This window comes from Streptomyces sp. WAC05374, assembly GCF_004353505.1.
Classification (GTDB): domain Bacteria; phylum Actinomycetota; class Actinomycetes; order Streptomycetales; family Streptomycetaceae; genus Streptomyces.
In genome coordinates, this window is the sequence record NZ_SMNQ01000001.1 from 108,858 (window position 1) to 133,452 (window position 24,595).

Here is a 24,595-nt window from a genome sequence, read left to right on the forward strand (position 1 = left end):
ATCCACTATGACCCGTCCCCCCACACCTGCCTGAGGTAGTGATGACGACAACGACCGATCTGCGGACCCGTAAGTTCAACCGCTTTTTCGACCTCCTGGACACCGACCGCAACGGCTACATCGAGCCCGCAGACTGGGCCAGGACCGCCCAGAAGTTCGCCTCGGCCTTCGGCCACGCCGAGGACTCCGCCCAGGCCACGGCACTCCACGAGGCCTACCAGCGGGTCCACCGCAACATCGTCGCGGACATGGACAACGATGGCGACGGGCGGGTCAGCCGGCAGGAGTTCCACGACGGGCTCCACCGCCACGTCGCCGACCTCAGCCTCCTCGACAAGACGTTCCGCCCCGCGCTCGACGCCGAATTCGACACCGCCGACATCAACGGCGACGGCGTCCTTCACGGCGAGGAGATCGACCGCATCTGGAAAGCGTGGGGCATGTCCGAGGACGCGAAGACCGCGATGGAGCAGATGGACCGCGACGGAGACGGCCGCATCAACCGCGACGAGTACTACGCCACCTGGCGCGAGTACCTTGCCAGCGAAGACCCCGACGCCCCCGGCAGCTTGCTCCTCGGACATCCCTAGCCAACGACAGCCACCAGGCACCCCGGTGAGGCCCGGGGCCTGGCTCAGACACCAGCCGCAAACTTGCCGGGTGATCAGGTGGCGGATGCGGGACTTGCGGAGCTATCGGCGCAGTTGTTCGCAGTCGATCCCTTATCAGCGTGGAGCTTGGCCGGACGCCGGCGGCGGGTCCGCGACGGGAGCGGATGGGCGGCATCCCGCGTACGAGCGGTTCCAGGCCGAGGCCATGTGCGTGTTGGCGCCGGAGATGCTCAGTGGCAGCGGCAGTCCGTTCCGGTCGATGGTGAGGTGAATGTCCGGACCCCGACTTGTCGCGGTCGGTCGGATTCGGTCCGGTCACCGGCCCCTTTCGCCGTCCGAAGACCGACGGAGTCGATCGCGCGCCACGACCGGTCCAGCTCACCCGGGCACCGAGTTGATCGAGTGCCCGGTGCAGCCACACCTGGTCCCGGCTCCCCTGGGCGAAGCGCCGGCAGAGCGTGGGGGGGGGAGGCCGGCCGGAGCACCGGCGGCAACTGCCGCCAGATGCAGCCTGAGGTGGCCACGAAAATGATCGCCGCTGGGCATTGACGGTCCCCTGCCCGTCGGCAGCCGCCGTCCTGCCGGCGTATGACCTTTGCGGGCGGACCATCCGCCGGCAGCGTCCACAACGCGTCCTGTGCCAACGCTCGACCAGATCCGTCATCCACGGCTCAACGGGCGATCACACCATGAGAAGCGGCCTTGTAGCGGTGTAGCCAGGGGGAGGGATGTTTGGGACCTTGCGCATCCCCTGCCTGGGGCGTCTTTCGGATCGGGGCAGTGGGTTGGTCGCCCGGCCCTGGGTGCGCCATGGATTGTCCCGGGAAAGTCCCGGAGCAGTACCGGCTGGCCTACTCGCGTACTTGCCAAGGTCGCTGGCCTGCAGTGCGGCCTTGTCATTGAAGCCGATGACGTAGCCGTCGAGGTCACGGATGTAGAACATGCGCTGACCGCTCTCGTCGGTGGTCATCTCCTTGACCACTTCGGCGTGCTGGGAGGCATGCCCGTAGAAGGCATCCAGGTCGTCGATGGAGAAGTAGAACATGCCGGCGAATCCGAGAGGCTGCTCCCTGAGGACAGGGAGCCAGTTCTTGAGGTCGGCGTTGCGGTAGATCATCGCGCAGAACTCACCCCTGTAGAGGAGCATGTGGATGTCGTCACCGGGGGCGTGAGGTGCTGGAGTCGGCGTCGAAGCCCAGCTTCTTGTAGAAGGTGAGGCTGGTAGCCGTGTCGGACACGCTGATACAAGGGACGAAGGGCACGAAAACTCCTGAGTGGGGGACTTAACCCCGTTGTGTCACGCTGACCTCGAGAGCGCACGCTGGCTGGAGCCATCGGGATGGCCACGGGGGTGTATGCGCCGACGTACTGCTGCTCCAGGCAGGCACCGTCCTGAATCGCATGCGAAGGCCCGTGCCCCCCCGCTCCAGAGCACGGATGCGGGCACGGGCCTGACAGGCGCCACCGCGACAGTGGTCGCGGCAGGCGGTTAGTGGTCAGGTGTTTCGACGAATGCCCTGGTCGTTGCAGGGAAGATCGGCAGCACTGTGGTGGGCCAGAAAGTCGCGGGTGGCCTGGCGTTCGGCTTCGGCGATGGCAGTGGGCTGGACATCGACGATACCGCCGAAGGGGCGGTCGACGTCCCGGATGATGCACAGCGTGGTGGCGAGCAGGGCGGTGATCACGACGAGGGTAATGACCTGGCCCCTGTTGTTGCGGCGGGGGATGCACGTTCCCAGCGCCACGACGGTGATGGTCAGCGTGGCGAGCAGGAAGTAGAAGATGGCGCTGGGCACGCTCGGGGTGGCCTGGGTGAGGCGTTCCTGTCGTTCCTCGGAGCGCTTGTTGTCGGCGGCGACCAGCATGCCGAAGGCCGGCTCTCCTTGCAGGGGGCGGAAGGAGTTGCGGAGGTCGGTGGACCAGACGCTGGGGGCGGGAGAGCCGTCGCCGTCGGCCATGGCGGGCCATTCCTGCGTGCGTACGGCGCGGGCGTAGCAGACGGTGTCCGCTTGGATCCTGGTCTTCTGGGCAGCGGGCGCATACTCGGCGGCCTCGGTGATCTGGTCGACGGCGCGGGCTTCGCCGCGGGCGGCGACCTCCGCCTTGCCGTAGGAGCCGGTGGCGGTGACCATGACGAAGGCGAGCAGCAGTACGGTCAGCGTCAGCAGCGGGCCGACGAGGTCCTTCACGGCCATTCCGGTGTCGTCGTCCTCGCTGAGGAGCCGGGGGCGCAGAAAGCGGTTGGCGGCGAGGCCGGCGAGCAGGGCTGCGGCAACGACGACGATGACGAGGACCACGGGCGGCTACCTCCGGAGGCGAAATCGGGTGTGAGCCCCGGTGCCAGGGGCGCCGCGATCATGTCCCGCGCCCCGTACCGCCCGGAACAGCGGAAACGTCTCCTCACCCCCGAACGAGCGACCACGTCACTGCGGAGAGCCGCCTGCGGCCGCTGGTCTGTGCCGACACCACGCCGTCCGCCTCCCAGCGACTCGGGTCCGGAAGGCCACGGCGGATGGAGGCGAGGACTGCCTGCGCATTCTCATCGCCCTCCGCACCGCCATGGTTCAGGGCACGCGCTTGCTGGTGATCGACTCGGTACTGCCCGACGACGGTACCCCGCACCCGGCCATCGCCCTGGACATCGTCATGCTGATAACCCTCCAGGAATGCGAGCGCACCGCCGCCGCATTCGAAGACCTGCTTGGCCGCTCCGGGTTCCGCCTCCCCCGCCTCGTGCCGACACCGGCCCTGACCTCGATCCTTGAAGCCGAAGCCGTCTGACCCCAGCAGCGGCCCTCTACAGCGCGACTGAAGCGAGGCGAATGCCGCGGGAGAATGCCCGGATCCGCATCGGCGCGGGCGGGGCATGCAGAGAAGGCGCCGGTGCGGACCGTTTTCTTCAGCGGCCGGGTGAGACGGTGGGGCATCGGCGTGATCGAGCTCCAGGCCAGGTGCGCTTCGCTGTGCTGGGGAGTCGCGGACGATCCGGCGGCCGCCTGATCCAGTTGATGGCGCGCTCACCTCTTGGGCAGGATCTGGAAGCCCTTCTGTCCCCTGGGTCTGATGACGGGCGGTACGTCGCCTCACGCTCGGCGCGGGGCGGGTGGCTCGCCCCAGGGTGCCTCCAGCGCCGTGCGCAGGGCATCGGCGCTCTCGCTGCCGATCCGCTCGCCGAGCTGCTCTTCCAGCCGTTCGAGGATGAGGCCGGCCTGGCGGTGTGCACGTTCCCCTTCCGCGGTGCGCCGGATCAGGCGCTGCCGGGCGGAGGTGGGGTTGGGGGTTTGTGCGAGCAGTCCGGCGGCGACCAGGCCGTGCACGGCCTGGTGCGCGTTCTGCCGGGCGACGCCCATGCGTCGGGCCAGCTCCGAGATTGTGGTGCCCTGGTCGTCCAGCATGGCGAAGAGCTGTGCCTGTGTCGGGGACACGGGGGTGGCTCCGCCTGCTTCCAGGGCTGCCAGCAGCCCCAGGTCGGCGCCCCCGCCGAGCCACTCGGTCTGCCCGCCGAACCAGTCATCCCGGACCGTCACAAGTTCGCCAGCGTTCGTCATGATCCAGTTTCCCGCCGGCGACTCCCAGGTCGCCCAGTTCGCCTGACGGGCGGGACCCGGTCCGCGGGGCCGGTGCCACCCCGTCCGGAAGTCCCGCATTCCAGCGCCGCCGCTGTGGCGGGCCGGTGAACAACCGGCAGCGCCTTAAGCCCCAGCGACAGGGCGGAAGCGAGAGAAAACGCGTGAACCGCCCGGGGGGCGAACGCCGTCACCGGCTCGACCACCCGCCCAAGGCCGCCGTCGCCCTCGTACGCGAGGCCGCCGACGGAACGCTCCGGGTGCCCCGCATCGCCCGCCAACTGCGTGACTGACCAGCATCTGAACCACGCCCGAAAAGCCGGCCGGCACGGAGAGCAGGCATTCAGGAGGGGTACACGGCTGGTCCTCCTCCCACCCCCAGGTCCCGGTCGCATCACCCCCGCGTCGGCGGGGAACACCCGACACCTGACACAGAAGCGAAACGCACGAATCCGGCGATGCGCGGGCTGAACGTCAGCGCACACTGCTCGCTGAGCGCCGACCGCACGCCCGCTGCCACATCGGCGTCCGGTTCGCCGAAGACCTCGAAGCGCTCCACCTGGCAGTGCTTCATCACCTCTTGGATGTATGGGTCCGCCAGCCTCCAGTGGAGGCGGACCGCGTCGGAATCCTGATAGAGCTGGAAGCTGTGAGCGAGCATCCGCTCCTCGTCCAGGAAGGTCTCCACCATCATCTGCGGCCCGTGCTGCTCTGCGAACGCCACGGCCCTGGCAATCGCGTCACGGAACCCCTCCAGGTGACCGTCAGTGATGCGCATGGTGTTCCGAAAGAGGAGAACCGTCGAGTCGTGAGTGGTCATGCACTCCACCATCGCTCCTCAACCATGGTTGAGGTCAAGCGTGGAGAATCCCGGCGCGCTCTTCAACCTTCGGCGACGCACCGCTCAGGCAAGATGCCGACAGTGACGCCGCACGGCTGCGCTGCCTCAGCTCCCGGTTCAACTGCGTCATCACGGACCCAACGCTGGTCCAACCTCGGTGGCAGATGGTCCAGGTCCGCTGACACCGGGCAACGGAGCGCAGAGCTCGAAAACGATCGCGAACGAGGGGGCAACCATCGGCACCGCCATGGCCGGCGGCATTGCCGCGTGCGTCGTCTGACCGCGCGCCATACGGTTCCATACGGTTACGGACCTGTCCGCCGTAGTCGAGGTACTCCGCCCGCCGTGCGTCAGGATGTCCGCGGCGGCACCCTTGTTGATGAGCCGGAACAACGGCTCGGTGCCCGCCCCCGGGATGCGGGCGCACAGCACGACGGTCAGCGCATCGGGGACGTCGGAGCGGGCGGGACGTGAGGTGATCGAGAAGGCTCCAGCCCCGCCCGACGTGGCGACGCATCACGTGCCCTCCCGGTAGGCGCTGATGGCGGGCGGGGCGCCGGGCAGACGGGGCAGCGAGTCCTCGCAGGTCGCCGCGTCGAGGGCGTCCAGGCTCTTACCCGTCTCCGCGGCGCGCCCGCTCATCACGCGGACGACCGGAGTCGTGCTGGGGTCGCTCCGCAGGTCGGCGTGCGCCCCCACCACCCTGCCCGGCCCCTTCCCGTCCAGCTCGGCACCGACGTCCGAGGGGTGAGCTCAAGGGCAGGCCCCGACGGAATCGGTTCACATTCCGTGTGTCGCGAGGCAGAAAGGATGACCCGCCGGATCAAGGAGCACTCGCCACACGTCGGGCTGTGGTTGGAAGGAGGGCAGGGCGGCGCCCAGGGCAAGCATCCTCTCCTGGGCGGCGTCCAGGTCGTCGACGCCCAGTTCGAGGTGGGCCTGCTTGCTGTGGGTGGGGTCGGGCCAGGCTGGGGGCTGGAAGCCCTCCTGGCGGATGAAGCCGAGCCCGGGGGCACCTGCCCGTCCCAGCAGGACATAGTCGTCGCTGCGGTACAGCACAGGCAGTCCCAGGGCTTCGCCGTAAAAGCGGGCCAGTTCAGCCGGGTCGGCGCAGTCGAAGTCGACCGAAAGCATACGGATCTGCGGGGTGTTCATGGGACGGGACCGTAGGGCATGACCCGGACAGCCCTTGTCCTAGTCGTACGCAAGACTGATCAATTGTGATCAGGACCTCCTCCCGCCTGCTGCGCCTGGTGTCGCTGTTGTCCGCGCGCCCCGAATGGACCTGCCGTGAACTGGCCGAACGAATGGCGGTCACCGACCGCACAGTCCGCCGGGACATCACCCGACTGCGGGATCTCGGCTACGGAGTCGAGTCCGCGCCCGGTCCCTGGGGCGGCTATCGGCTCAGTCACAGCACCCGGATGCCACCACTGGTCCTGGACGACGAAGAGGCTCTCGCTGTCGCCGTCGCCCTGCGCGAAGCCGCGCTCAGCGGAGTCCTCGGCACCGGGGAAGCCGCCCTCGCCGCTCTGCTCAAACTCCGTCAGAGCCTGCCCCCGCACATCTCGAGCCATCTGAGCGCACTGGACGGGGCCCTCGAACACACCCGCCGCCCCGGCGAACCGCAGATCAACACACTTCTGCTGCTGGAACTCGCGCAGGCGTGCCACGGCGAGCTGCGCACCACCCTCTCCTACCGCGACCACGCGGGCCGGGCCTCTGTGCGTGCCATCGATCCGTACCGCCTGGTCCACACCGGCACGCGCTGGTACCTGGTCGCCCGGGACGTCGCCAAACAGCAATGGCGCACATTCCGCGCCGACCGGGTGGTGAGCGTGCGCTCCACCACCGAACCGGCCGACTTGACCGATCCTCCCGATGCCGCGGCACTGGTCTCCCACGGGATCGCCAACGTCGTTTATCCGGTCTACACGAAAATCCGCCTCCCCCTGCCCTTGGACCGCGCCCTGGAAACAATCCCGCCCACCATCGGCGCACACAGCCCCGACGGACCAGAAGCCACCGTGGTCCGGATCGGAGGCAACAGCACCGACTGCCTCGCTGCCTACCTCCTCAGCCTGGCGACACCCCTCACCGTGCTGTCACCCGACGAGGTACGCCAGGCAATCCTCCGCCACGCTCAAGCCCTCCTGACAGCCAACCGCTGACAACGACGAGCTTCAGGAGGCAGCAGCACCCCACTCCACCGGGCAGGAGACGTGATCCCGTGCTCGACGCGGGGCGGCAGGCGGTGCCTCGGGAAGGCCTTCGCGACCCTGCCGGAGCAGCACAATCCGGTCGCCCACGGCGGCCACCTGGTCGAGATCGTGGAGGACGGCACCGACGGCGATGCCGCGCTCGCCCGCCAGGTCGCCCATGAGGTCGAGGAGTTCAACCTGGTGGCGCTACGTCGAGATAGGCCGTCGGCCCGTCCGCCACGCCGGTCTCCCGAACGAGACGGCCATCGAGCCACACCCCGCTGAAGCGGTCCGCCCCACAGGGGCTCGACGCCCCGGTCGGCGAACTCGGTTCGCCGCCGCGCAGTCCCGCGCCGCCTCCGACGTCTTGGGCACCTCGATCCGGAGCTGGGGGACGTCAGGCCCCGGCCCTACCTCGAGCGGCGTCTCGATGCCGTAGGAAGTGATCGGGAAAGTTGACCGAGCGGAAGAAAACCCCATTGGGCCCCGAAAGCCCCGGCACCAGATGGAACGCGAAGTCAGTGGCGGGACCATCTCCCTGCGCGGTCACGCCCTGGAAGTTGCGATGCCGGATGAACAGGTCCGGGAAGTTGACCGACCAAAATTGAATGACGGGAATCCCTCTAGCTACCCCAAGGTTGAGCGCATTGAAGACCGCAAGCGAACGCAGGATTCACCCGGAGTTTTCCTCGAGCACCCGCCCGAAGGGGGTGCGGGATGTTCGGCGTCGGCGGCCGCGAGCGCGGTCCCGGTGAGAGCTCCGGCCACCCGGGGTCGCCCCGGGTCCGCCGCCTGCGTGGTCTGCGAATCGGTGTGCGGGTGCTGCCCTTGCAGGGCGGCCATCCGCTCGATGGGGCGGATCGGTGGCGGGGTCCGGACTTCGGGTGCGGGCCAGGGTGCGGTGGGCCTGCGGCCAGCGGGCGACCGCATCAGGCCGGTCGGGGACTGCGTACGCCGTGCTCTCGTCCTCTACATCTGGTGCCGCCTACTGCTCGCCTCGCAGTCGCGCGGCGTGTACGCGGGCTTCCGCCGCTTGCTCGGCTGCCCCGGGGGTGCCGTCCTCAAGGGTGATCCGTTCCAGGAGGTTGGCCTTGCGTTCGATGACTGCGGCTCGTTCGGCGTCGATAACGATGGTGTCCGTCAGGTGCTGGATGGCGGCGAGGACCTGGTTCGTCTCCTCGATGGCGGTCAGGGGTGGCCGGTGGCCGTGACGGGGTGTTCGTCGCCGGCGTGGTTGCGGCTGTGGGCGGTGGCCCATGCGTCGAGCCGTCGGCCGGTGGCGGTGGGGTGGAGGGCCGCTTCGTGCAGGACGGGGCAGGCGCGGCCGCGTACCTGCTCGTGGGGCTGGATCAGGTCGCGCTGCCGGCCGGTCTCGGCGTCCTTGAAGCGCTCGTGGGCGGTCTGCCGGGTGACCCCGAGGGACTCGCCGATGGTCTCCCATCTGTGGCGCTGGCGTTCGTAGATCACCGCGCGCTGTAGGACCTCCCTGGCCTGCTCGACCGGGTAGAGGGCTTCTGCCACGAACTCGCCGGGCTGCTGGCTCTCGTCGTGGTGGGCGGGAACCAGGTGCAGCGGGAGCACAAGCTGGGGGCACGGGTCAGCAGCCGGCGCAGCGGGGCCGCGACGCTGGACCCGGAGCGGATGGAGGAGTTCTCCGCCATCGGCATGCGAGGGGCATGACTCCTGTGTGGTGTTACAGGACGGCGATGTGGAACGGCTGCGCCGCCTCCGTACCGTTCTTGCCGGTCAAGACCTGCACGACGTGCGGTCCCAGGCTGTGGGCGTAGACCTCGGTCCCCCAGTTGGCCCCGCTGTCGGTGGTGACCCGCAGTGCGGCGTGGGTTACGTCGACGGTCTCGGCGATGATCACCTTGTAGGTGCCGGTGCCGGAATTCTCCACCCGGAGGATGTTCTTCGTCTTCTCCACGATCCCGTCGCGGGTCACCATGGCGGCGGCGCGGGCGTAGGGGGCGTTCAGCGGGACGGGATCGGCCATGACATGTCCTCTGGGCTGTTGTCCTGGCGGGGGCCGTTTTCCACGTACGGTGATCGCCGGGTGAGGGCGGAGCACGGGCAGGTTGACGGGCCCGCCGGCCGGGGGTCGCGGTCCTGGTGAGGCGGCACGACCGTGTCGGTGAGGGGCCGGCCGACGGAGCTCAGGGCACGATCACGGTGAAGGGGCTGTCGCTACCGTAGCGAGCCCGCCCTTTACGGAGGTCTGATGCGCACGAAGCCGGCCGGCCGGTACCTCTACTGGTCGGTGAGGCTCGTCACCGAGGCGCCGCGGGCAACGGGGCAGGGCGCGGTTTAGTCATCCGATCACCGATGGCAGGATCGGGTCATGGGATTGAACATAGTTGTTGGTGCCCTCGTCGATGCCGAGGACGACGACTACACCGAGATGGTCCGCGCTGACTTCGTCGCAATCGGCGAGCTACTGGAGCGTGCGGGAGCGCGACAGTGGACTGAGCCCATCCTCGACGAGGAGGACGGCGCGGAGTTCGAGGCGTGGGGCTACACGGGCCTGCACACCCTTCGCCGTCTCGCTGTCCACCTCGCGGCGGACGGGCACCTGCCCGAGCCGTTGGACGGCAGCCAGTGGGCGACCGACGACCCGCTCCTGGGCAAGGTGTACGAGGCTCTCCCGAGTGATCCTCCTGGACCGTTCGACCATCTGGTCCATCATTCGGACTGCGAGGGCTACTACGTCCCCGTCGACTTCGCCCACGTCATCGTCGACAAGAAGGCACCGGGCGGCTACCTGGGGTCTTCGGTGCGTCTGCTGGAGGAAACCCGGCGACTCGCTGAGGCCCTCGGTCTTCCAGAAGACCTCGACCCGGACTCGGAAGAGGTCTTCGACGCCGCCGATACCGAGAATCCGGCGGCCGAGGGATGGCAGCGCTACCGCGTCGAGTCCTACATGTGCCTTCAACTCCTCCACGCTGCGAAACACTCGATCTCGACCGGCGCAGCCATCGCCTTCTGCTGAGAAGTGCCGGGATCGAGGACCCAGTCGTCTTCGAAGAGAGCCCGGGCACCTCCAGCCGCGTTCACCCCCTCCAGCGCCCCAAGTTCCGCGCGCTCCTCGACTACGCGCGGCCGGGCGACACCGTGCACGTCTCCGAGATGTTCCGCCTCGTGCGCGTCAACCAGCACAGCCTCGACGTGTTCGACGTCCTCCACCGTGACCGCCTCGCGCTGCGCATCCACGACGGCGCGTTCTCCGCCATGGACTCACCGCCCGCCACCCCGCGCACCGGTGAGCTGCTGTCCACCGTGAAGTTCACGGTGCAGACCCTCGCCGCTGCCGGCGAACTTCAGCGCGCGCTGACCTACGACGGGCTGCGCGCCGCCGAGGCCAAGGGAAGCAAGGGCGGGCGCCGCCCCACGGTGACGGCCACGAAGACCGCAGAGGTGCGCATCGCGGACCTGGAAGGTCGCTCCATCGCCGCCCTCGCCCGGGACCAGGGCGTCAGCCGCGGCGCGATCCGCACGGCCGTCGCCGACCTCCTACCCGACCACACCACCGCCGAGGAGGACGCTCCGGCGCCCAAGCTGCCGGCCACCCTCAACATCCGACCAAAGTCACCGGCTTCCTGCGCGCCACCGAGCTGGAGCTCCCCGAGCAGGCCGCGCTCGACCAAGGGGTGACCGTGCGGCGCGGGCAGGTCTACACCCTGCGCGTCACCGCCGCCCCCGCCGTCCACCACCAGCTCCTCGCCTGCTGCGATGTGATGGACCGGGCGATCTCAGCACTCGCCGCGTTCTTCGGATGACAGGTCTCACTTTCGCTGCTCCGGCTACGGCGTCGGCTTCTTCGCGCCGGCCCAAAGACGTCGTATGTGGCCGCTCCCGGGGAAGGAACGTCCTCGCCATAGCGCGGACACCTCAAATGCACTAAAAGGGAGATTGCACGTGGAACAGCCCGTTACGCCGGATCCGGCAGCGCCCCCGGCGCCAGAAACGCGCGAGCTCGACTTCCCGCCGGTCGCCAACGGCGTCGACTACCTCGTCAGCGTGGTCGACCACCTGGCGGCGGACGCCCCGCCGGTCGTGCCGCGAAACCTCAAGTTCGCCGTCATCCACCTCCACGCCGCGACGGAGGTACTGCTGAAGGCCCGGCTTCTTAGCGAACACTGGAGCCTGGTCTTCAAGGACCCCCTTCAGGCCACGGCAGACCGGTACCACGCCGGTGACTTCGAGAGCTGCGGCATCGACGAGACCATCGAACGGCTCGCCAACCTCGCCAGCGTCTCCATCAGCGACAACGACCATCACACTCTGCGCTCTCTCGCCAAGGACCGCAACGCCCTCCAGCACTACGGCCTGACCCACAACGCCTACGCCATCGAGGCCCGCGCCGGCCAGGTGCTCGACTTCCTCGTTCGCTTCCTCGACGAAACGCTCCTTCCGGAGCTGAGCCCGGAGGAGAGCACCCGGATCGCGCCCGACATGGAACAGGTGCTCGACGGGCTGGACTCCATCCAGGCCTATGTCACCCAGCGCATGAAGCGGCTTCGCGGGACGCTACGGGGGCACGAGAGCCGGACCGTGAACTGCGTGGACTGCCGGCAGATGGCCATGGTCGTCTCGCCCGAGGAAGACGACGCGGCATGGATCGCGCAATGCCACTTCTGTGGACTGTCCGAACTTGGTCCCCGCTTCCTCGCCAATGCCTATGTCTACGGGCACCCCGACGCTGCGCAGATGGTCCACAACTGCCCCCGGTGTCAGAGCCCGACGTTCACAGACGGGGTCATCCTCGCCGACGGGCGCCTCGTGTCCTTCTGCTTCCTCTGCACGGCCACGAGCGACTGAAGCGACGCAACCAACGGAAGGGCCACGAAGATTCCATGACGCTCGTACCTCCCGGCGACGGCCGCCGTGCCGACAGTCCCGGCTGCCGACGCACGCTCGGCCCGCACCTCCCTGGACCGCGTCACCAGCGGCGTACGGTCCGAGTGGTCGGCGCACGCGCGGAAGCTGTTCGAATCGTGACGGCGATCTGCAGAGGTGAGGTTCGAGGGAGCCGCGGACAGCAGCGTGAAGAACTGGCGTGCCATACATCAAGGCCCCTCTTAAGCAGACCGGCCTCGCCGCGCAGCACGCCGTGCCATCTGTGGTCGGTGATTCCGCGGCACCAGAGCAAGCGCCGGGTCGCCTTGTCGTGGGCGCACTTAAGGTGCGGGGCAAGATCATCAGGACGCCGGAGTCAGCGGCGCTGTGCTTGACCAGCTCGACGGTGACGTCGGAACGGGCTGAATGCCGGTCATGGACGTCATTGCCCTGGCCGCGCTGTGGCCGCTGCCCGGGCGTCGTCGCGTCAGCCGGGTACCAGGGCGGCGTTACTCATACAGGGAGACGTCGTTGCCGGAACATGAAGCTCATCAGTAATGCAGGTACAGCATGCGGGCTCGCAGCGGTGACCTTCGGAATTGGTCTGGCGACGGCTGCACCGGCCGCTGCGGGCGGACTCATCCCCGTCGGCAGCCCAGCGTTCGGCAATACCTGCGGCAACCTCAACAACACCGCACAGGCCGTTGGCAATACCGTGGCCGGCACCGGCCTCATCGGAGGAAACGCCCTGGCGGCGCCCGCAGGCCTCGCCTCCAACCACTGCGGAGGAGCAGACTTCACCGGCTACGCCCCGTTGATTCAGGTGACAGGGTAAGGCCGCCGATGGCGAGGGCGTCAGGGGCACCGCTGTATCACTGAGCGCGACCTGCAGGGACGTCTTCCGTAGCCTGCGTGAAGCGACCCTGGCATCTGCGGCAAGGGAGAGACGGTGCCCGCGGTCCTGCTGCTGCCGACCGGGAAGGCGCTGACGGTCCGGACGGTGGCCGACGCCTTCCTCGGCTCCCTCATCAACCCGAACGCCGTCCGGGACTATTGCATCGCGGTCGCTAAGACCGCCGAGCGGATCGGCGAGGGCCGGCCGCTGACCGCTGTTGCGGAAGACGAGATCGGCGAGGCGCTGGAGCTGGCTGTGGGGCAGCTCGGCGGTGACGACCTGACCTGGAACGCCCGCCGCGGCGCGGTGCTCTCCTGGACGAGCTGGTGTGCGGAGCGCAGCTACGACGGGCCGGCGGTCCCGGCATGGGCGAAGCGGCTGTCTCCGCCGGACTCCGGCACCCCGGTGCGCTCGAAGACGGCGATCGACCGGCTGATCGCCCGCCGGGACCGTGTCCCCGCTGCACCCTCGAGCAGCGGCTCCACAAACTCCTCCCCGATGACACAGGCTCCAGCAACCCGAAGCTCCAGCCCCTTCACGACGCCCTGGCCGGTAACGAACGGGCTGGCACCGCGATGCGCCGGCTCTCCCAGGGCATCGTCTCCACCGTCCTGTCCGATCTTGGTTTCGGCCGCCGGGCTCTCACTCACGAGGCCCTGGACGAGCTTCCTGAAGGCAAGGTCGTCGAGCACATCCGCAGCGCTCTCGTCGCCACCGGAGTCCTGCCCCCCGACGGCACGAGCAGATGGTCCGTCTCGAACGGCACGTGAAGGACCTCGTCACCTCCCCCGCGACGACCGAGGGACGGAATATCCTGCACTGGTACGCCACATGGCACCTCCCGCGTCGGCTTCGCCGACGCAGCCGCGGCAAGGAGATCACTCACTACCAGCTCGCGGGCGCACGGCCACATCTCCGAGCGGCTGTCCACCTCCTGGACTGGTTCGAGGAACCGAATCTGACCCTTTCCACCTGTCGTCAGACCGACCTTGAACGCTGGATGACCAGTGACGATGTCCGCCATCGCCGGGAGGCACTCTGCGCTGGGCCCTTTCCCGGAGGATCGCCCGCGATCTCAGCTTTCCTGCCGAGCGATGGAACGGCCCCTCCCAGGCGATGGACGACGAAACCCGCTGGGATACCGCCCGCCGCCCACCCCGAACGCACCAGCCGACTCCCCAGGTGGGTGCACCGCCCTGCATCCGCGAAGCAGCCCTGCCGACTGCGCGTGTCACGGTCGCGGCACCACCCACGAGGTGTACCGCGACGGGAAGGAGGACCAGACCAGCTCGGGGCGCTCTGCCTGGTCCTGAAGGCCATGGTGCTCTGGACGGCGAAGTACATCGACGCCGCTGCCGCCCAGCCCGTCGGCAGCGTGTGACTTATTGCGTTGCGGGGATGTCCCGGGACGTCTTAGCCTCGTGTGGTTCCGTCGGTGCCCGTTCCAGGGTCCGACGCTGTGTTTCGAGGTGATGACGTATCTCCCAGGCCAAGTAAGTAGCCGCTCGTTCCGAGGCTCTTTTCCGGTCGTCCGCGATGGCGGGCTTCCGACGCATGCCTCGACGGCGGTGCTCCCTTATGGCCTGGGCTCGTTGCACCCTGCTTTCCCCTGTCTCGCGGTAGGCGTGAGGGGCATGCCCAGGCCTGCCCCTGCCCCTATTCCTTATGTACGCGAACAGGAATCTTCCTCGTGTCAACCGACACCCATACCCACGGCACTCAACGCCCCACCGGGGCCGGCCGTGCCGCCACGATCATCCTGGTCGTGGTGCTGATCGCCGAGTTGATGAACGCGCTCGACGGTTCGATCGTCCACACCGCGCTGCCCTCCATCCAGGCGGACACCGGCGCGTCCAGCGCCGCGGTGCAGTGGATCCCCGCCGCCTACACCCTCACCTTCGCCCTCGCCCTGATCACGGGCGGGCGCCTGGGTGACCTCTTCGGGCGCAAGCGGGTCTTCATCGCCGGCACCGCCCTGTTCACACTCGCTTCGCTGCTGTGCGGGATCGCCACCGGCCCGGGCTTCCTGGTCGCCGCGCGGGCCCTGCAGGGGGCCGGTGCGGCGGCGATGGTGCCGCAGGTCATGGCCGTCATCGCGGTCACCTTCCAGGGCGAGTCGCAAGCCAAGGCGTTCGGCATGTACGGCATGATCATGTCGCTCGGTGGCGTCCTCGGGCCCGTCCTGGGCGCCGTCCTGACCTCCGCCGACATCGCCGGTCTCGGCTGGCGGGCGATCTTCCTGATCAACCTGCCCATTGGCCTGGCCACCGTGCTCCTCGCCCTGAAGTTCCTCCCGGAGTCCCGCGAGCAGCAGGCCAGGCGTCTGGACCCGCTGGGAATGCTGCTCTCCAGCGGGGGCCTGCTGCTGATCGCCCACCCGCTCACCGTGGGCGGCGAGAAGCACTGGCCGATGTGGAGCTTCTTCATGCTCGTCGCGGGCGCCCTGGTACTGGCGGCGTTCATGGCCCAGCAGCGGGCGAAGAGCCGCAAGGACGGCTCCGCCCTGGTGGCACTTACGCTGTTTCGCAGCAAGGCGTTCGCCGGCGGACTCGCCGCCCAGATGGTCTTCGGCCTCGTCTCCGGGGTGTTCCTGCTGACGTGGGTGCTCTTCATGCAGTTCGGTCTCGGGCTGTCGCCCGGGCAGTTCGCTCCGGCCTCGGTCGCGATCTCCATCGGCGGGATGGCCGGCGCGATGCTCGCGTCCACATGGGCGGGCGTCCACAGGCGGCGTGTGCCGCAGGCCGGTGCGGTCCTGATCGCCGTGACCCTGGTCGGCTACCAACTGCTGGTCTCCGCCCAGCAGACCTCGATGCAGTTCGTGGCCGCCGTAGCGCCGATGATCCTGGTCGGGGCCGGGTTCGGCATGGTCGGCGCGGGTCTGGCCGGTCTCACCCTCAGCCAGGTCGGCCACGAGGACGCGGGCTCCGCGGCGGGACTGTTCAACACCGCCATGCAGCTCGGTACCGCGCTCGGTATCGCGATGGCCTCCGTGGTGTTCTTCAGCCACGCCCCCGCGGGCAGCCACGGCCATGCCGTGACCGAGGCGTTCGCGGACAGCGTCTGGTACGTCGTCGCCGCACTCGCGGTGATGTGGGCGCTGATGTTCCGGCTGCCCAAGCCGGTCAAGGCCGACTGAACCACCGTCGGCGGCCCCACCCCGTGGGGGCGGGGCCGCCGACCCCCGCAGGGCCCGATTGCGTTCTGCGACCCGGATCTTCCTCTGTTCCTCTTTCCCTCGGGCGGACGTGTTCCGCCCGAGCCTCGATGTGAGGTGATGACGTATCGCCCAGGCCCGCTAGCCGTCCCCGTTCCGGCACGGACAACACCCGCGCGGTGCCATACCCACGTGCCCGAAACCGACGACGCTCCCGGCCTGGGCCCGCCCCCTCTCCCTGTGCGCAGTCGGCGTACGCGGCCCCGGCCTGCCCGTATCCCCGACCCTCACCGGAAGCAGGAGCTCTCCTCCCGTGTCACACGACACCGACCAGACCCCCACCAGCAGCCCGCCGTACGCCGAAGCCCCCGGCCGCGCCCGTGCCGTCACCCTCGCCGTCGTCCTCACCGCCGAGCTGATGAACGCGCTCGACGGGTCCGTCGTCTACACCGCTTTGCCCGCCATCGCCGCCGACACCGGTGCCACCACCGCCGCCCTCCAGTGGATCGACGCCGCCTACGTCCTGACCTTCGCTCTCGGTTTGATCACCGGCGGCCGGCTCGGCGACCTCTACGGCCGCAGGCGGATCTTCCTGACCGGGACCACCGTGTTCACCCTCGCCTCCCTGTTGTGCGGGATCGCAGCCAGCCCGGAGCTCCTGATCGCCGCCCGTGTGCTGCAAGGCGCCGCGGCCGCGGCGATGGTCCCGCAGGTCCTGGCCACCCTGCACGTCACCTTCGACGAGGGCTCCCGGGCGAAGGCGTTCGGCCTGTACGGGACGGTCATGTCGCTGGGCAGCGTCATCGGCCCTGTCCTGGGCGGCGTCCTGACCCAGGCCGACCTGTTCAGCCTGGGCTGGCGACCCATCTTCCTGATCAACCTGCCCATCGGCATCGCCGCCGTCATCCTCGGCCTGCGCTGCCTTCCCGAATCCCACGACCGCACCGCCCAGCGCCTGGACCCGCTCGGCATGTCGCTTTCCGCGCTGGGCCTGCTGCTGATCACGCTCCCGCTCACCATGGGCGGCGAACACGACTGGACCATCTGGACGTCCGCGATGATGGTCGCCGGCCTGCTCGTCCTGACGGTGTTCCTGGTCCAGCAAAAGGCCAAGATGCGCAAAGACGGCTCCCCTCTGGTCGTTCTCTCCCTCTTCACCGACCGGACCTTCAGTGCCGGGCTCACCGCACAACTGGCCTTCGGCCTTCTGTCCGGCGTCTTCTTCCTGTCCTGGGTCCTCTTCATGCAGAACGGCCTCGGCCTCACCCCGGGCCAGGCCGCCGTCGGCTTCGTTGCCGCCTCACTCGGCGAGATGGGCGGCGCCTGGCTCGCCATGAGCCTCGTCACCCGCTACGGACGAGCCGTGCCACAGGCCGGCGCCCTGCTCGCCGCCGCCACCCTGGCCGGCTACCACCACCTCATCACCACCCAAGGCGCCGACATGGGAACTGTGCCGGCCGCGACACCGATGCTCGCCGTCGGCTTCGGCCTCGGCATGATCGGTGCGCCTCTCGCCGACCTCACCCTGGGCAAGATCGCCCACCATCACGCGGGATCGGCCTCCGGTCTCTTCAACACCGCCACGCAACTGGGCATCGCGCTGGGCACGGCCCTGACCACCGTCGTCTTCTTCACCTACATCAGCGCCGATACCCGCGGCCCCGCCGTGAACACCGCGTTCACCGACAGCCTCTGGTACGTCATCGGCACACTTCTCACGATGTGGGCACTGATGCTTCTGCTACCCAAGCAGACCCACGCCAACTGACGGGCGACGGGCGACGGGCGACGGTGCATCCGTACCGTCGCCCCGCCCGCGGCCGACGAGAAGACCGACGAATGCCTGTACGGGAGCGGACATGCACTCCGCGTCCGACGGATGGAGGACCGACAGCCGACCGGAGGCCAGACCGGCGAAACATCGTGGGAGATCGCGGACTGGCGTACCGGTGAACTCATCGAGAGCGGCACCGGCGGCTACGAGGCCTGCGACGCCGCCGCCCGGCGCTTGGACCCCAAAGACACGTGGCTCGACATCGACAACGTCCCCGGGGGCGACATCTCCGAAGTGGAACCCCAGGGCGTCCCGGCCAGCCTCGCGGAGGCGCTCCAGGACTGGCTGGGCATGAGCTCGACACCCGACGAGGACGTGGTTGTTGTTGTCCGCCCGGGCCGCCCTCCGCGTGCTGTACCCACGCTGCCGGAGCAGCCCGAGGCGCTGGTCCAGCTCCTGGACTGGCGTCACGGCCCGCACTTCTGGCCGGCCGCCCCGTGCGTGCTGTGCGGCACCACCACACCGCTGAGGTCCCACGCCAAAGAGCCCGTCCACAAGGCCTGCGCGGAGCTCTGGAATTCGTAGCACACCAGCGAAGACCCGGTTCGCCTCCGACCCGCCCAAGGGCGGCGGGACGACCGACCACGCCTGAACTCCTCACCTCCAGACGGAGGCCCCCATGAGCAGCACCATCCACGACGTCGACCACGCCCTCGCCCACCCCGAGCCGCCGGCCTCTCCGCTCTGGCGCCGGCACGGAGAGAAGGCCCGCCCGCTCACGCCCGCCCAGCAGCGGCGCAACCGCGAGCTGCTGGACATCGCGCAGCAGCGCAGCGCACCACCCGACCCCGCTCCCCCCGCCACACCGAGATCCTGGCGGAGGCCATCTGATGGACACCAAGCATCTCGCCGTCGACGGCTACGTCGACGTCCTCCCCACCTCCGGCCCACGCGGCACCGGCGCCTTCGAGCTGATCGTCCGACCGCCGACGCGGACACCGCCGCCCCTGACACCCCGGACACCGTCGTCGTCTGCTCGGTCGGCGACCCCCGCATCACCGAGCTGCTCCTGACCGGAATCGGGCTCGGTGACCTGCTGCGCGTCATCGGCACCCTGGTCCAGCCCGACGACCCCGCCGTGCCCGGCAGACTCACGGTCGACGCGCCGGAGGTCCTGGCCGCCGCACCGATCCCGGTGCCTCGCGAACTGGTCTTCGACCGGTACGGGCAGTACGCCGTCATCTTCAACGCCGACCGCGACGCCGTGCCCGTCTTTCTCGCGTCCGGTGAGTGGGTTGGCGGGGCGACGAGCGCCGACCTCGTCGGCCCGCTGATCGACGCCTTCGAGAACGGCGGCGCCCGATGACGCCCGCCGTTCCGCACGGCGCACCCCCCTTCAGCGGTTCCCCGTTGGCCACCCTTGCGGCTCGCGGCCGCCGACGAGTGCGCCGCTGTTCCAGCGCGCCCAGGGCATTGCTGCCCGCGTCGTGATGGATCTCGCCAGCGACCAGTGCCTCATGGATAACGACACCCGCCCCCAGTGGCACCCACCACCACGAGCACCGCGCCCGGGCCTTCCCGGCCGAGTGCGGCGCTCGCCTTCGTCTGACCAGCCGATGGCCGGGGACCCGTTCGTACGGCCGCACGGGGCGCCACCCGTGAGGCCGTGCGTACGCCCCGAGCGCGGCCCCGGCGCCGCCCCGGTACGGTCGGGCGCCGCCGCGGCGGGCGCGAACGGCGGTGTGCCCGGGCCCGCACCGGGTACCAGCGCGTCATGAGGCAGCCGACCGAGGACGTTCACACCATGGCCCGGGAGGACAGCACGGTCCGCGAGGACATCGACACCGCGCGGGACGAGGCGGCACTCGGCCTGTCGGAGGCGCGCCACGCCGTCGTGGCGCTGGCGGCCGGCGGGGTGTGCGGGCTGCTGGCCCTGCTGTCGGCCCACTCGACGCTGGTGCGCGGACTGGAACGGGTCTGGGCGCCCGAGAAGGTCACGGGCGCGCTCACCGTCGTCTACGCGTCGGGCGCCTCCGTCCTGGTCCACTACGGGTCCAAGCGCATGCGCGTGGCCCGCGCCGCCTCCCGTGAGGCACTGCACTCCTCGGTGGACGTGGTCCGCCACGTGGTCGACGAGCTCAAGGACGCCTGACCACCAGACCTCGCCCCGCAGGTCCCGCAGCCTCCCGGCCGCCGGACCCCGTCGCGGGCCCATGGCCTGGGACCGCCGGTCGGACGCCGCCCTGCCGGACTTGTCGCCGAGAGCTGGTCCAAAGGGTGTTGCAGAAGGCTCAGTCTTGGGCATTTTGCCTGTATGGCGGGGGTGTTGAGGGCTGAGCCGGTGTGGGTGGAGACGTTCACGGGTTTGAAAGTGGACCGGTTCGCGAAGCTGGTGAAGGTGGTCCGTGAACGGGGCGGGAACGGTCCCGGCGGCGGCCGGCCGTGGTGCCTGCCGCTGGCGGAGCGGGTGCTGTTGGTGGCGGTGTACTACCGCACGAACCTCACGACGCGGCAGCTCGCCCCGCTGTTCGGGATTTCGCCGGCGACCGTCGGCAGGGTCATCCAGCGGCTGCGGCCGTTGCTCGCTCTGGAGCCGGCTTTGCGGCCGGTCGCCGATGTCGAGCGGTTGTGGATCGTGGACGGCACCCTGATCCCGGTACGCGACCGGCAGGTCGGCGCCTCGAGCCGCACCTACCGGTTCTCGGCGAACGTGCAGGTCATCATCGACGCCGACACCCGCCTGGTTGTCGCCTCGGCCCGTCCGGCGCCCGGGAACAAGGCCGACGCCCACGTCTGGCACGACTCCGACCTGCCGGCCGTGGCGGCCGGGACGACGGTGATTGCGGACGGCGCCTACCTCGGCACCGGCCTGATCGTCCCGCACCGCAGAAGGGCCGGGCGGCCCCTCCTGCGCGGCCAGGAAGAGGACAATGCCGAGCACCGCCGGGTCAGGGCCCGCGTCGAGCACACCTTCGCCCGCATGCAGAACTGGAAGTCCTCCGCGACTGCCGCCAGAAGGGCGACGGCCTCCACTACGCAGTCCAGGCCGTCGCCACCATCCACAACCTCGCCCTGACAGGATGAACCAGCAGGCCAGGCATCACTCCGTGCCCGCCCAAGCCCGACCTTCTGCAACACCCTTTGGCCAGCAGCGTGACGACTGCTCAGTTTCAGTGACCATTGACCACCTGTCCTGATGTGCCATCAGCAGGAGCAGAGCCCGTCCTATCTGCCCCATGTCCTCCATCGCATTTGGGATGGAGGACACTGACCCGACTCAACCGCTTGCTCGAATGACGTACCAAAGAACACGCAATCAGGGTAAACCGGCTGCACGGCGTACCAGCAGGTGGTCACAAGCAGTACGAGCGCCAACGCGAAGAACAGGTGTCTCCGTGTCGGGCGGTCGGAGACGGGACGGATCATGCCACTGATCATACGGTGCGGCGATTCCCTATGCGGGGTGGACTACCTGCTCGGCAGGGGACGATCTCGGCACCGCTTGAGCACCTGCTCTACGTCGATGGCAAGGGGCGGCTCGTCTTCACGCCGGCTGCGCGCGAGAAACCCACCGCGCGCTGCAGGGCTTGGTCTCGCTCCAGCATCCGTCTCCACTTCGTCGGCCGACGGGGGCACCGTACCCGTCCTTGGATGATCTTCGCTTGTGTGGTGTGACCACGGCGTCGGAGCCGACTTGGACAGCCCGTTCCATCGCGAGCAGTGGCTGGCGGACGTCCGGGGCGTGCAGGACGTCGGCGTGCACGGCTGGCACTCCGTAGCCAGTGGTCCGGGGGTGGCCTGCCGTCGTGGTGTTCGTGGCGTGGAAGTAGCTCGGTCGATCCGGTCGGCCGCCTCGTGCTTGAACGCGACCAGCACGACAATGTCGGGCTGAAGCGGCGCGGGCAAGAACAACCGGGCCGCCACGTACTCCCCGGCGCGAACCGGCGGGCCGCAGCTCGTCGGCGTCGTGTTGCCGCGGCGAGCGGCGGGCTCAAGAATCCCTGTTCTGAGCCGGCGTTAGCCGCTGATCAGCACGCGGGCGGCCCGGAGGAGCAGCCGGGGGTCGGTCAGGGCTTTCGGCGGCTGCTCCATGTTGACCACGCTCATGTAGGCGGTGTTCACGACAGAATCGATCACGGATGCCTCCGTGAGCTTGTCCGCGACCCACTTCTGTACGCGGTAGCCGCGGGGATACGGACCGGTGACATGGGGCTGCGCGAGGTCCGCGGCCGTCGAGAGCTGCCAGGCCCCGTCGACGACGGCTTCGGCGAGGCGGAAGTACCTCCACGCCGGGTCTTCCCACGCCGGTGCGGAACGTAGGTAGACGGCCAGCGCGTTGGCCGTCAGCGCCGACAGCGTCAGGCCTTGGCCGTAGACGGGGTTGACGCTGGCCAAGGTCCCCTACGACCACGAGGCCGCCAGGGAAGTGGCTCAGCCGGGAGTGGGCCCGTCGCCGGCTCTCGACGAAGCGGTACGTCTTGACGTCGCTGACCATTGAGCAGGTGTCCGCGACCGTCCGGATCGGAGCGACGCACCGGCGCATCCGCCGGAGGAACTCCTCCCGGTCGGGCCCCGGGCGGTGGTCGGCGTAGCCGGCGAGGACCACCGACCACCGGTCGCCTTCCACGGCGGCGAGGGCGCCGGGCTCCGTCACCGTGGGCTGGTAGTCGCTCGCGGGGCCGGGGCTGGAGTGCGCGATGACGGTGGTCCCCAGCTCATCTCCACGGTGGAACATGGCGGTGGCATAGCCAAGGTCGACTCGCATGCGGTCGACGGGTGCCTGGGGCCATCCGTGCCGGGTCAGCCACTGGCCCAGCCGACTCGATCGGCCCATCGCGTCGACGACGAGGTCGGCTTCGAGCGTCTCACCAGTCCGGCCGTCGTCTCCGGGGGCTGCCGTCATGACGCCGACCGCGCGGCCGTCCCGGAACACGAGGTCGGTGACCTCCGCGTGCACGAAGCGGACCGGCTTCAGGCCCTCGACCCGGCGGCGCAGGTGACTCTCCAGGAAGGGGCGGGTGGCGCCGAGCATTCTGGCGCGAGCTGCGGGGGCCTTCAGCCGTCCGTCCAGGTAGAACCGGACGTCGTCGCCTTCGCCGAGGAGTGCGCCGCCCTTGACCAGGTCGTCGGTGATTCCGGGAAACCACCGCTCCATCTGCGTGTGGCCCATGGACAGCATGGCGTGAAGCTGCTGCCGCTGGGGGGTCCGACTGCCGAGGCCGTCCTCGCCAATCTGGTCGAGCTCCACCACCACGACGTCCTCGGCGTAGTCACTCAGTACGCGGGCGGCGAAGAGCCCGGCGTAGCTGCCGCCCATGATGATTGCTCGCCTCACGTGAGCCCCCCGACCCCAGCCACATCCGGCTGTGATTTCAGCGCTGTTGGTGACGCCGCGGTCCTCGGCGGCTCAGCAGGGACCCTACAGTGCCCCGCGCACACGACTCCGCCTGAAGGGCTTCTTCCCGCCTGCCCACTCCTTGCAGGGCGGAGATGACGAGCGGGTGGTCCAGGTACGCGGCGACGAGCACGAGTCGTACGCGTCCGTCCGAGGCCGCGGTGCCATCACCCGGCAGCGGGGCGCCCGGCGTATCGGGTGGAGCTGGGCGAGCCTCCCCGGCGCGGGCGGCCTGCCGTCGGGCCGCCCTGAGCCGTACAGCTACGGCACGAAGCACGACCACCGTCCCTCGCCATGCCCCGAACTCGACGCCTGATCGGTCACGTCCAGCCCTTCACCCACATGCTCACCGAACGCCAGAGCGAACGATTCCCGCAGTGGCTCGACACCGTCCGCCAGGGGCTCTCGCGGCCGGTATCGACCGAGACCGCGACGCGGTCATCGCCGGCCTTACGCTGCCCTGAAACTCCGGCGTCGTCGAAAGAGACGGAAATCTGGATTCGTGTCGAAGGGCACAACGACACCGGCTCTCCCCAATGCGTCGCCCCGGGCCGCACCCTGGTCGGCTCAACATCGACCGTCAAGTACCCCTGGTATAAGGGCAGTACCTGTTGGCTCTCAGTAGCTGGTAGGGCCGTCGGCTTGCTGACGGCCCCTTCCCGGTGGCGCGGACTCCTACCGCAGACACCAGGGAACTGGTACTGGCCGGGCAGCCGCGTCCGCGTCCACCAACTGTTTCCCACTGATCATCGGATCCTTGGTCTGATCGTGCCGTTGACCTATGCGCAGTGGGCGCGGATAGAGCCGTTGTTCCTGATCGGACGCTGCGGCGGGGCGGTGCCCCCAGCAGCAGTGGTCATCCACAATCAGCCCGACCTTGGCGCACTTTCACATATCCCGCCCATGGTCTTCGACCACCCCGGCAGCATGCCCGTCGACGGACCAGCTCTACGACACCTCCGCTGCCCTGGCCCCGGACTTTCCGGTCCCGTCAGGCCACGTCGACCAGACCTGCCTCTTGGATCCGTCCGTGCAGACCGAGCCAGCAGTGCTCACATCAGGGGTGGGATGGCCGTGAGGTTCTCTCCGCCGTAGAAAGTCTCAAACGCGATCTCTATGGAAAGCCGTCGGCGGATCAGCTCCCAGACCCAGGCGCGCTCAGCGTCGTCGTCCTCAAGGTGGATGAGGTATTGACACTCGCCCTGAGGGAAGGCTACGCCTTCGAAAGGCGCTTACATGTCGGGCGCTGCACTCAGGCCGGCGCCGACGCCAGGAATCCATAGGTCTGCTTGTTCCACTGGCCGATGTGCTGCCCGTCCAAC

General features: G+C 69.1%; 27 protein-coding genes and 4 pseudogenes. 19 read left to right on the forward strand and 12 right to left on the reverse strand.

Translation table 11 applies throughout. The annotated features are described in order from the left end of the window. Nucleotides 1-41 precede the first annotated feature (41 nt). Nucleotides 42-590 (forward strand): EF-hand domain-containing protein, encoded by a 549-nt coding sequence (locus E2B92_RS00505; RefSeq protein ID WP_126882840.1) that lies wholly within the window; start codon nucleotides 42-44, stop codon nucleotides 588-590. Nucleotides 591-718: 128 nt separating this feature from the next. On the opposite strand, the pseudogene E2B92_RS33150 reads toward E2B92_RS00505, so the two are convergent. From E2B92_RS33150 to E2B92_RS00520, 3 genes and pseudogenes are all read right to left on the reverse strand, one after another. Continuing rightward, a pseudogene (locus E2B92_RS33150) lies at nucleotides 719-1,279 on the reverse strand (transposase); the annotation flags it as partial. Nucleotides 1,280-1,293: 14 nt separating this feature from the next. Continuing rightward, on the reverse strand, nucleotides 1,294-1,758 hold the full coding sequence (locus tag E2B92_RS32825) for a VOC family protein (RefSeq protein ID WP_185923452.1): 465 nt from the start codon (nucleotides 1,756-1,758) through the stop codon (nucleotides 1,294-1,296). A gap of 349 nt (nucleotides 1,759-2,107) precedes the next feature. Then, nucleotides 2,108-2,908 (reverse strand): bestrophin-like domain, encoded by an 801-nt coding sequence (locus E2B92_RS00520; RefSeq protein ID WP_126882838.1) that lies wholly within the window; start codon nucleotides 2,906-2,908, stop codon nucleotides 2,108-2,110. 40 nt (nucleotides 2,909-2,948) lie between these two features. On the opposite strand from E2B92_RS00520, the gene E2B92_RS33725 reads away from it, so the two are divergent. Further along, nucleotides 2,949-3,392, forward strand: coding sequence for a methyltransferase (locus E2B92_RS33725; protein WP_260604288.1), 444 nt, complete (start codon nucleotides 2,949-2,951; stop codon nucleotides 3,390-3,392). A gap of 302 nt (nucleotides 3,393-3,694) precedes the next feature. On the opposite strand, the gene E2B92_RS00530 is transcribed toward E2B92_RS33725, so the two are convergent. Beyond that, nucleotides 3,695-4,159, reverse strand: a complete 465-nt coding sequence (locus E2B92_RS00530) for a MarR family winged helix-turn-helix transcriptional regulator (protein ID WP_126882836.1) — start codon at nucleotides 4,157-4,159, stop codon at nucleotides 3,695-3,697. 215 nt (nucleotides 4,160-4,374) lie between these two features. On the opposite strand from E2B92_RS00530, the pseudogene E2B92_RS00540 reads away from it, so the two are divergent. Then, nucleotides 4,375-4,470: pseudogene (locus tag E2B92_RS00540) on the forward strand (fic family toxin-antitoxin system, toxin component); the annotation flags it as partial. Nucleotides 4,471-4,571: 101 nt separating this feature from the next. Here E2B92_RS00540 and E2B92_RS00545 read toward each other — a convergent pair. The 3 genes from E2B92_RS00545 to E2B92_RS00555 all read right to left on the reverse strand — a co-directional run bounded on the left by E2B92_RS00545 (nucleotide 4,572) and on the right by E2B92_RS00555 (nucleotide 6,173). Then, entirely contained in the window at nucleotides 4,572-4,997 is a 426-nt protein-coding gene (locus E2B92_RS00545; protein WP_126882835.1) for a hypothetical protein, read from the reverse strand. Nucleotides 4,998-5,534: 537 nt separating this feature from the next. Next, entirely contained in the window at nucleotides 5,535-5,720 is a 186-nt protein-coding gene (locus E2B92_RS00550; protein WP_126882834.1) for a hypothetical protein, read from the reverse strand. A 78-nt stretch (nucleotides 5,721-5,798) separates the two neighbouring features. Continuing rightward, on the reverse strand, nucleotides 5,799-6,173 hold the full coding sequence (locus E2B92_RS00555) for a VOC family protein (RefSeq protein WP_126882833.1): 375 nt from the start codon (nucleotides 6,171-6,173) through the stop codon (nucleotides 5,799-5,801). Between the two features lie 65 nt (nucleotides 6,174-6,238). On the opposite strand from E2B92_RS00555, the gene E2B92_RS00560 reads away from it, so the two are divergent. Both E2B92_RS00560 and E2B92_RS34030 read left to right on the forward strand, forming a co-directional pair. After that, nucleotides 6,239-7,189: a helix-turn-helix transcriptional regulator gene (locus E2B92_RS00560; protein WP_126882832.1), complete on the forward strand. Its 951-nt coding sequence runs from the start codon at nucleotides 6,239-6,241 to the stop codon at nucleotides 7,187-7,189. 51 nt (nucleotides 7,190-7,240) lie between these two features. Next, nucleotides 7,241-7,504, forward strand: coding sequence for a hypothetical protein (locus E2B92_RS34030; protein ID WP_160159718.1), 264 nt, complete (start codon nucleotides 7,241-7,243; stop codon nucleotides 7,502-7,504). A gap of 112 nt (nucleotides 7,505-7,616) precedes the next feature. Here the strand turns inward: E2B92_RS34030 and E2B92_RS34035 are convergent, their stop codons facing one another. From E2B92_RS34035 to E2B92_RS00580, 3 genes are all read right to left on the reverse strand, one after another. Further along, nucleotides 7,617-7,892 carry an AbfB domain-containing protein gene (locus E2B92_RS34035; protein ID WP_126882929.1) on the reverse strand — a complete coding sequence of 92 codons (276 nt, stop codon included), beginning with the start codon at nucleotides 7,890-7,892 and terminating at the stop codon, nucleotides 7,617-7,619. A gap of 515 nt (nucleotides 7,893-8,407) precedes the next feature. Beyond that, nucleotides 8,408-8,800, reverse strand: coding sequence for a hypothetical protein (locus E2B92_RS00575; protein WP_126882831.1), 393 nt, complete (start codon nucleotides 8,798-8,800; stop codon nucleotides 8,408-8,410). Between the two features lie 112 nt (nucleotides 8,801-8,912). Continuing rightward, on the reverse strand, nucleotides 8,913-9,215 hold the full coding sequence (locus E2B92_RS00580) for a hypothetical protein (RefSeq protein ID WP_126882830.1): 303 nt from the start codon (nucleotides 9,213-9,215) through the stop codon (nucleotides 8,913-8,915). A 345-nt stretch (nucleotides 9,216-9,560) separates the two neighbouring features. Between E2B92_RS00580 and E2B92_RS00585 the strand changes: the two genes are divergently transcribed. The 6 genes and pseudogenes from E2B92_RS00585 to E2B92_RS33160 all read left to right on the forward strand — a co-directional run. Beyond that, complete coding sequence (locus tag E2B92_RS00585; RefSeq protein WP_126882829.1) at nucleotides 9,561-10,208, forward strand: hypothetical protein; 648 nt, start codon at nucleotides 9,561-9,563, stop codon at nucleotides 10,206-10,208. Beyond that, nucleotides 10,112-10,870: a recombinase family protein gene (locus E2B92_RS00590; protein ID WP_235023617.1), complete on the forward strand. Its 759-nt coding sequence runs from the start codon at nucleotides 10,112-10,114 to the stop codon at nucleotides 10,868-10,870. Before E2B92_RS00585 ends, E2B92_RS00590 begins: the two co-directional genes overlap by 97 nt. Nucleotides 10,871-10,872: 2 nt before the next feature. Continuing rightward, complete coding sequence (locus tag E2B92_RS33730; RefSeq protein WP_260604287.1) at nucleotides 10,873-10,995, forward strand: hypothetical protein; 123 nt, start codon at nucleotides 10,873-10,875, stop codon at nucleotides 10,993-10,995. A 139-nt stretch (nucleotides 10,996-11,134) separates the two neighbouring features. Beyond that, nucleotides 11,135-12,037, forward strand: a complete 903-nt coding sequence (locus E2B92_RS00595) for a hypothetical protein (RefSeq protein WP_126882828.1) — start codon at nucleotides 11,135-11,137, stop codon at nucleotides 12,035-12,037. A 559-nt stretch (nucleotides 12,038-12,596) separates the two neighbouring features. Beyond that, entirely contained in the window at nucleotides 12,597-12,890 is a 294-nt protein-coding gene (locus E2B92_RS00600; protein ID WP_126882827.1) for a hypothetical protein, read from the forward strand. Nucleotides 12,891-13,004: 114 nt separating this feature from the next. Continuing rightward, nucleotides 13,005-13,400, forward strand: a pseudogene (locus E2B92_RS33160) (site-specific integrase); the annotation flags it as partial. Here the strand turns inward: E2B92_RS33160 and E2B92_RS32570 are convergent. Next, on the reverse strand, nucleotides 13,292-13,642 hold the full coding sequence (locus E2B92_RS32570) for a hypothetical protein (protein WP_160159719.1): 351 nt from the start codon (nucleotides 13,640-13,642) through the stop codon (nucleotides 13,292-13,294). The pseudogene E2B92_RS33160 and the gene E2B92_RS32570 overlap by 109 nt on opposite strands. A 998-nt stretch (nucleotides 13,643-14,640) precedes the next feature. Between E2B92_RS32570 and E2B92_RS00610 the strand changes: the two genes are divergently transcribed. The 6 genes and pseudogenes from E2B92_RS00610 to E2B92_RS00635 all read left to right on the forward strand — a co-directional run bounded on the left by E2B92_RS00610 (nucleotide 14,641) and on the right by E2B92_RS00635 (nucleotide 20,962). Beyond that, on the forward strand, nucleotides 14,641-16,086 hold the full coding sequence (locus E2B92_RS00610) for an MFS transporter (RefSeq protein ID WP_200836896.1): 1,446 nt from the start codon (nucleotides 14,641-14,643) through the stop codon (nucleotides 16,084-16,086). A gap of 331 nt (nucleotides 16,087-16,417) precedes the next feature. Next, complete coding sequence (locus E2B92_RS00615; RefSeq protein WP_200836897.1) at nucleotides 16,418-17,872, forward strand: MFS transporter; 1,455 nt, start codon at nucleotides 16,418-16,420, stop codon at nucleotides 17,870-17,872. A 111-nt stretch (nucleotides 17,873-17,983) separates the two neighbouring features. After that, nucleotides 17,984-18,463 (forward strand): hypothetical protein, encoded by a 480-nt coding sequence (locus tag E2B92_RS00620; RefSeq protein WP_126882826.1) that lies wholly within the window; start codon nucleotides 17,984-17,986, stop codon nucleotides 18,461-18,463. Between the two features lie 94 nt (nucleotides 18,464-18,557). Beyond that, nucleotides 18,558-19,244, forward strand: a complete 687-nt coding sequence (locus E2B92_RS00625) for a hypothetical protein (RefSeq protein WP_126882825.1) — start codon at nucleotides 18,558-18,560, stop codon at nucleotides 19,242-19,244. Between the two features lie 408 nt (nucleotides 19,245-19,652). After that, nucleotides 19,653-20,030 carry a phage holin family protein gene (locus E2B92_RS00630; RefSeq protein ID WP_126882824.1) on the forward strand — a complete coding sequence of 126 codons (378 nt, stop codon included), beginning with the start codon at nucleotides 19,653-19,655 and terminating at the stop codon, nucleotides 20,028-20,030. A gap of 162 nt (nucleotides 20,031-20,192) precedes the next feature. Continuing rightward, nucleotides 20,193-20,962 (forward strand): annotated as a pseudogene (locus tag E2B92_RS00635) (transposase). Nucleotides 20,963-21,895: 933 nt separating this feature from the next. Here E2B92_RS00635 and E2B92_RS33165 read toward each other — a convergent pair. After that, nucleotides 21,896-22,273, reverse strand: coding sequence for a hypothetical protein (locus E2B92_RS33165; RefSeq protein ID WP_235023618.1), 378 nt, complete (start codon nucleotides 22,271-22,273; stop codon nucleotides 21,896-21,898). Between the two features lie 1,106 nt (nucleotides 22,274-23,379). Here E2B92_RS33165 and E2B92_RS00645 point away from each other — a divergent pair. Further along, a complete protein-coding gene (locus E2B92_RS00645) occupies nucleotides 23,380-23,589 on the forward strand; it encodes a hypothetical protein (protein WP_126882823.1) in 210 nt (69 codons plus the stop codon). A gap of 26 nt (nucleotides 23,590-23,615) precedes the next feature. Continuing rightward, on the forward strand, nucleotides 23,616-24,368 hold the full coding sequence (locus tag E2B92_RS34040) for a DUF6355 family natural product biosynthesis protein (protein WP_443070213.1): 753 nt from the start codon (nucleotides 23,616-23,618) through the stop codon (nucleotides 24,366-24,368). Nucleotides 24,369-24,595 lie beyond the last annotated feature (227 nt).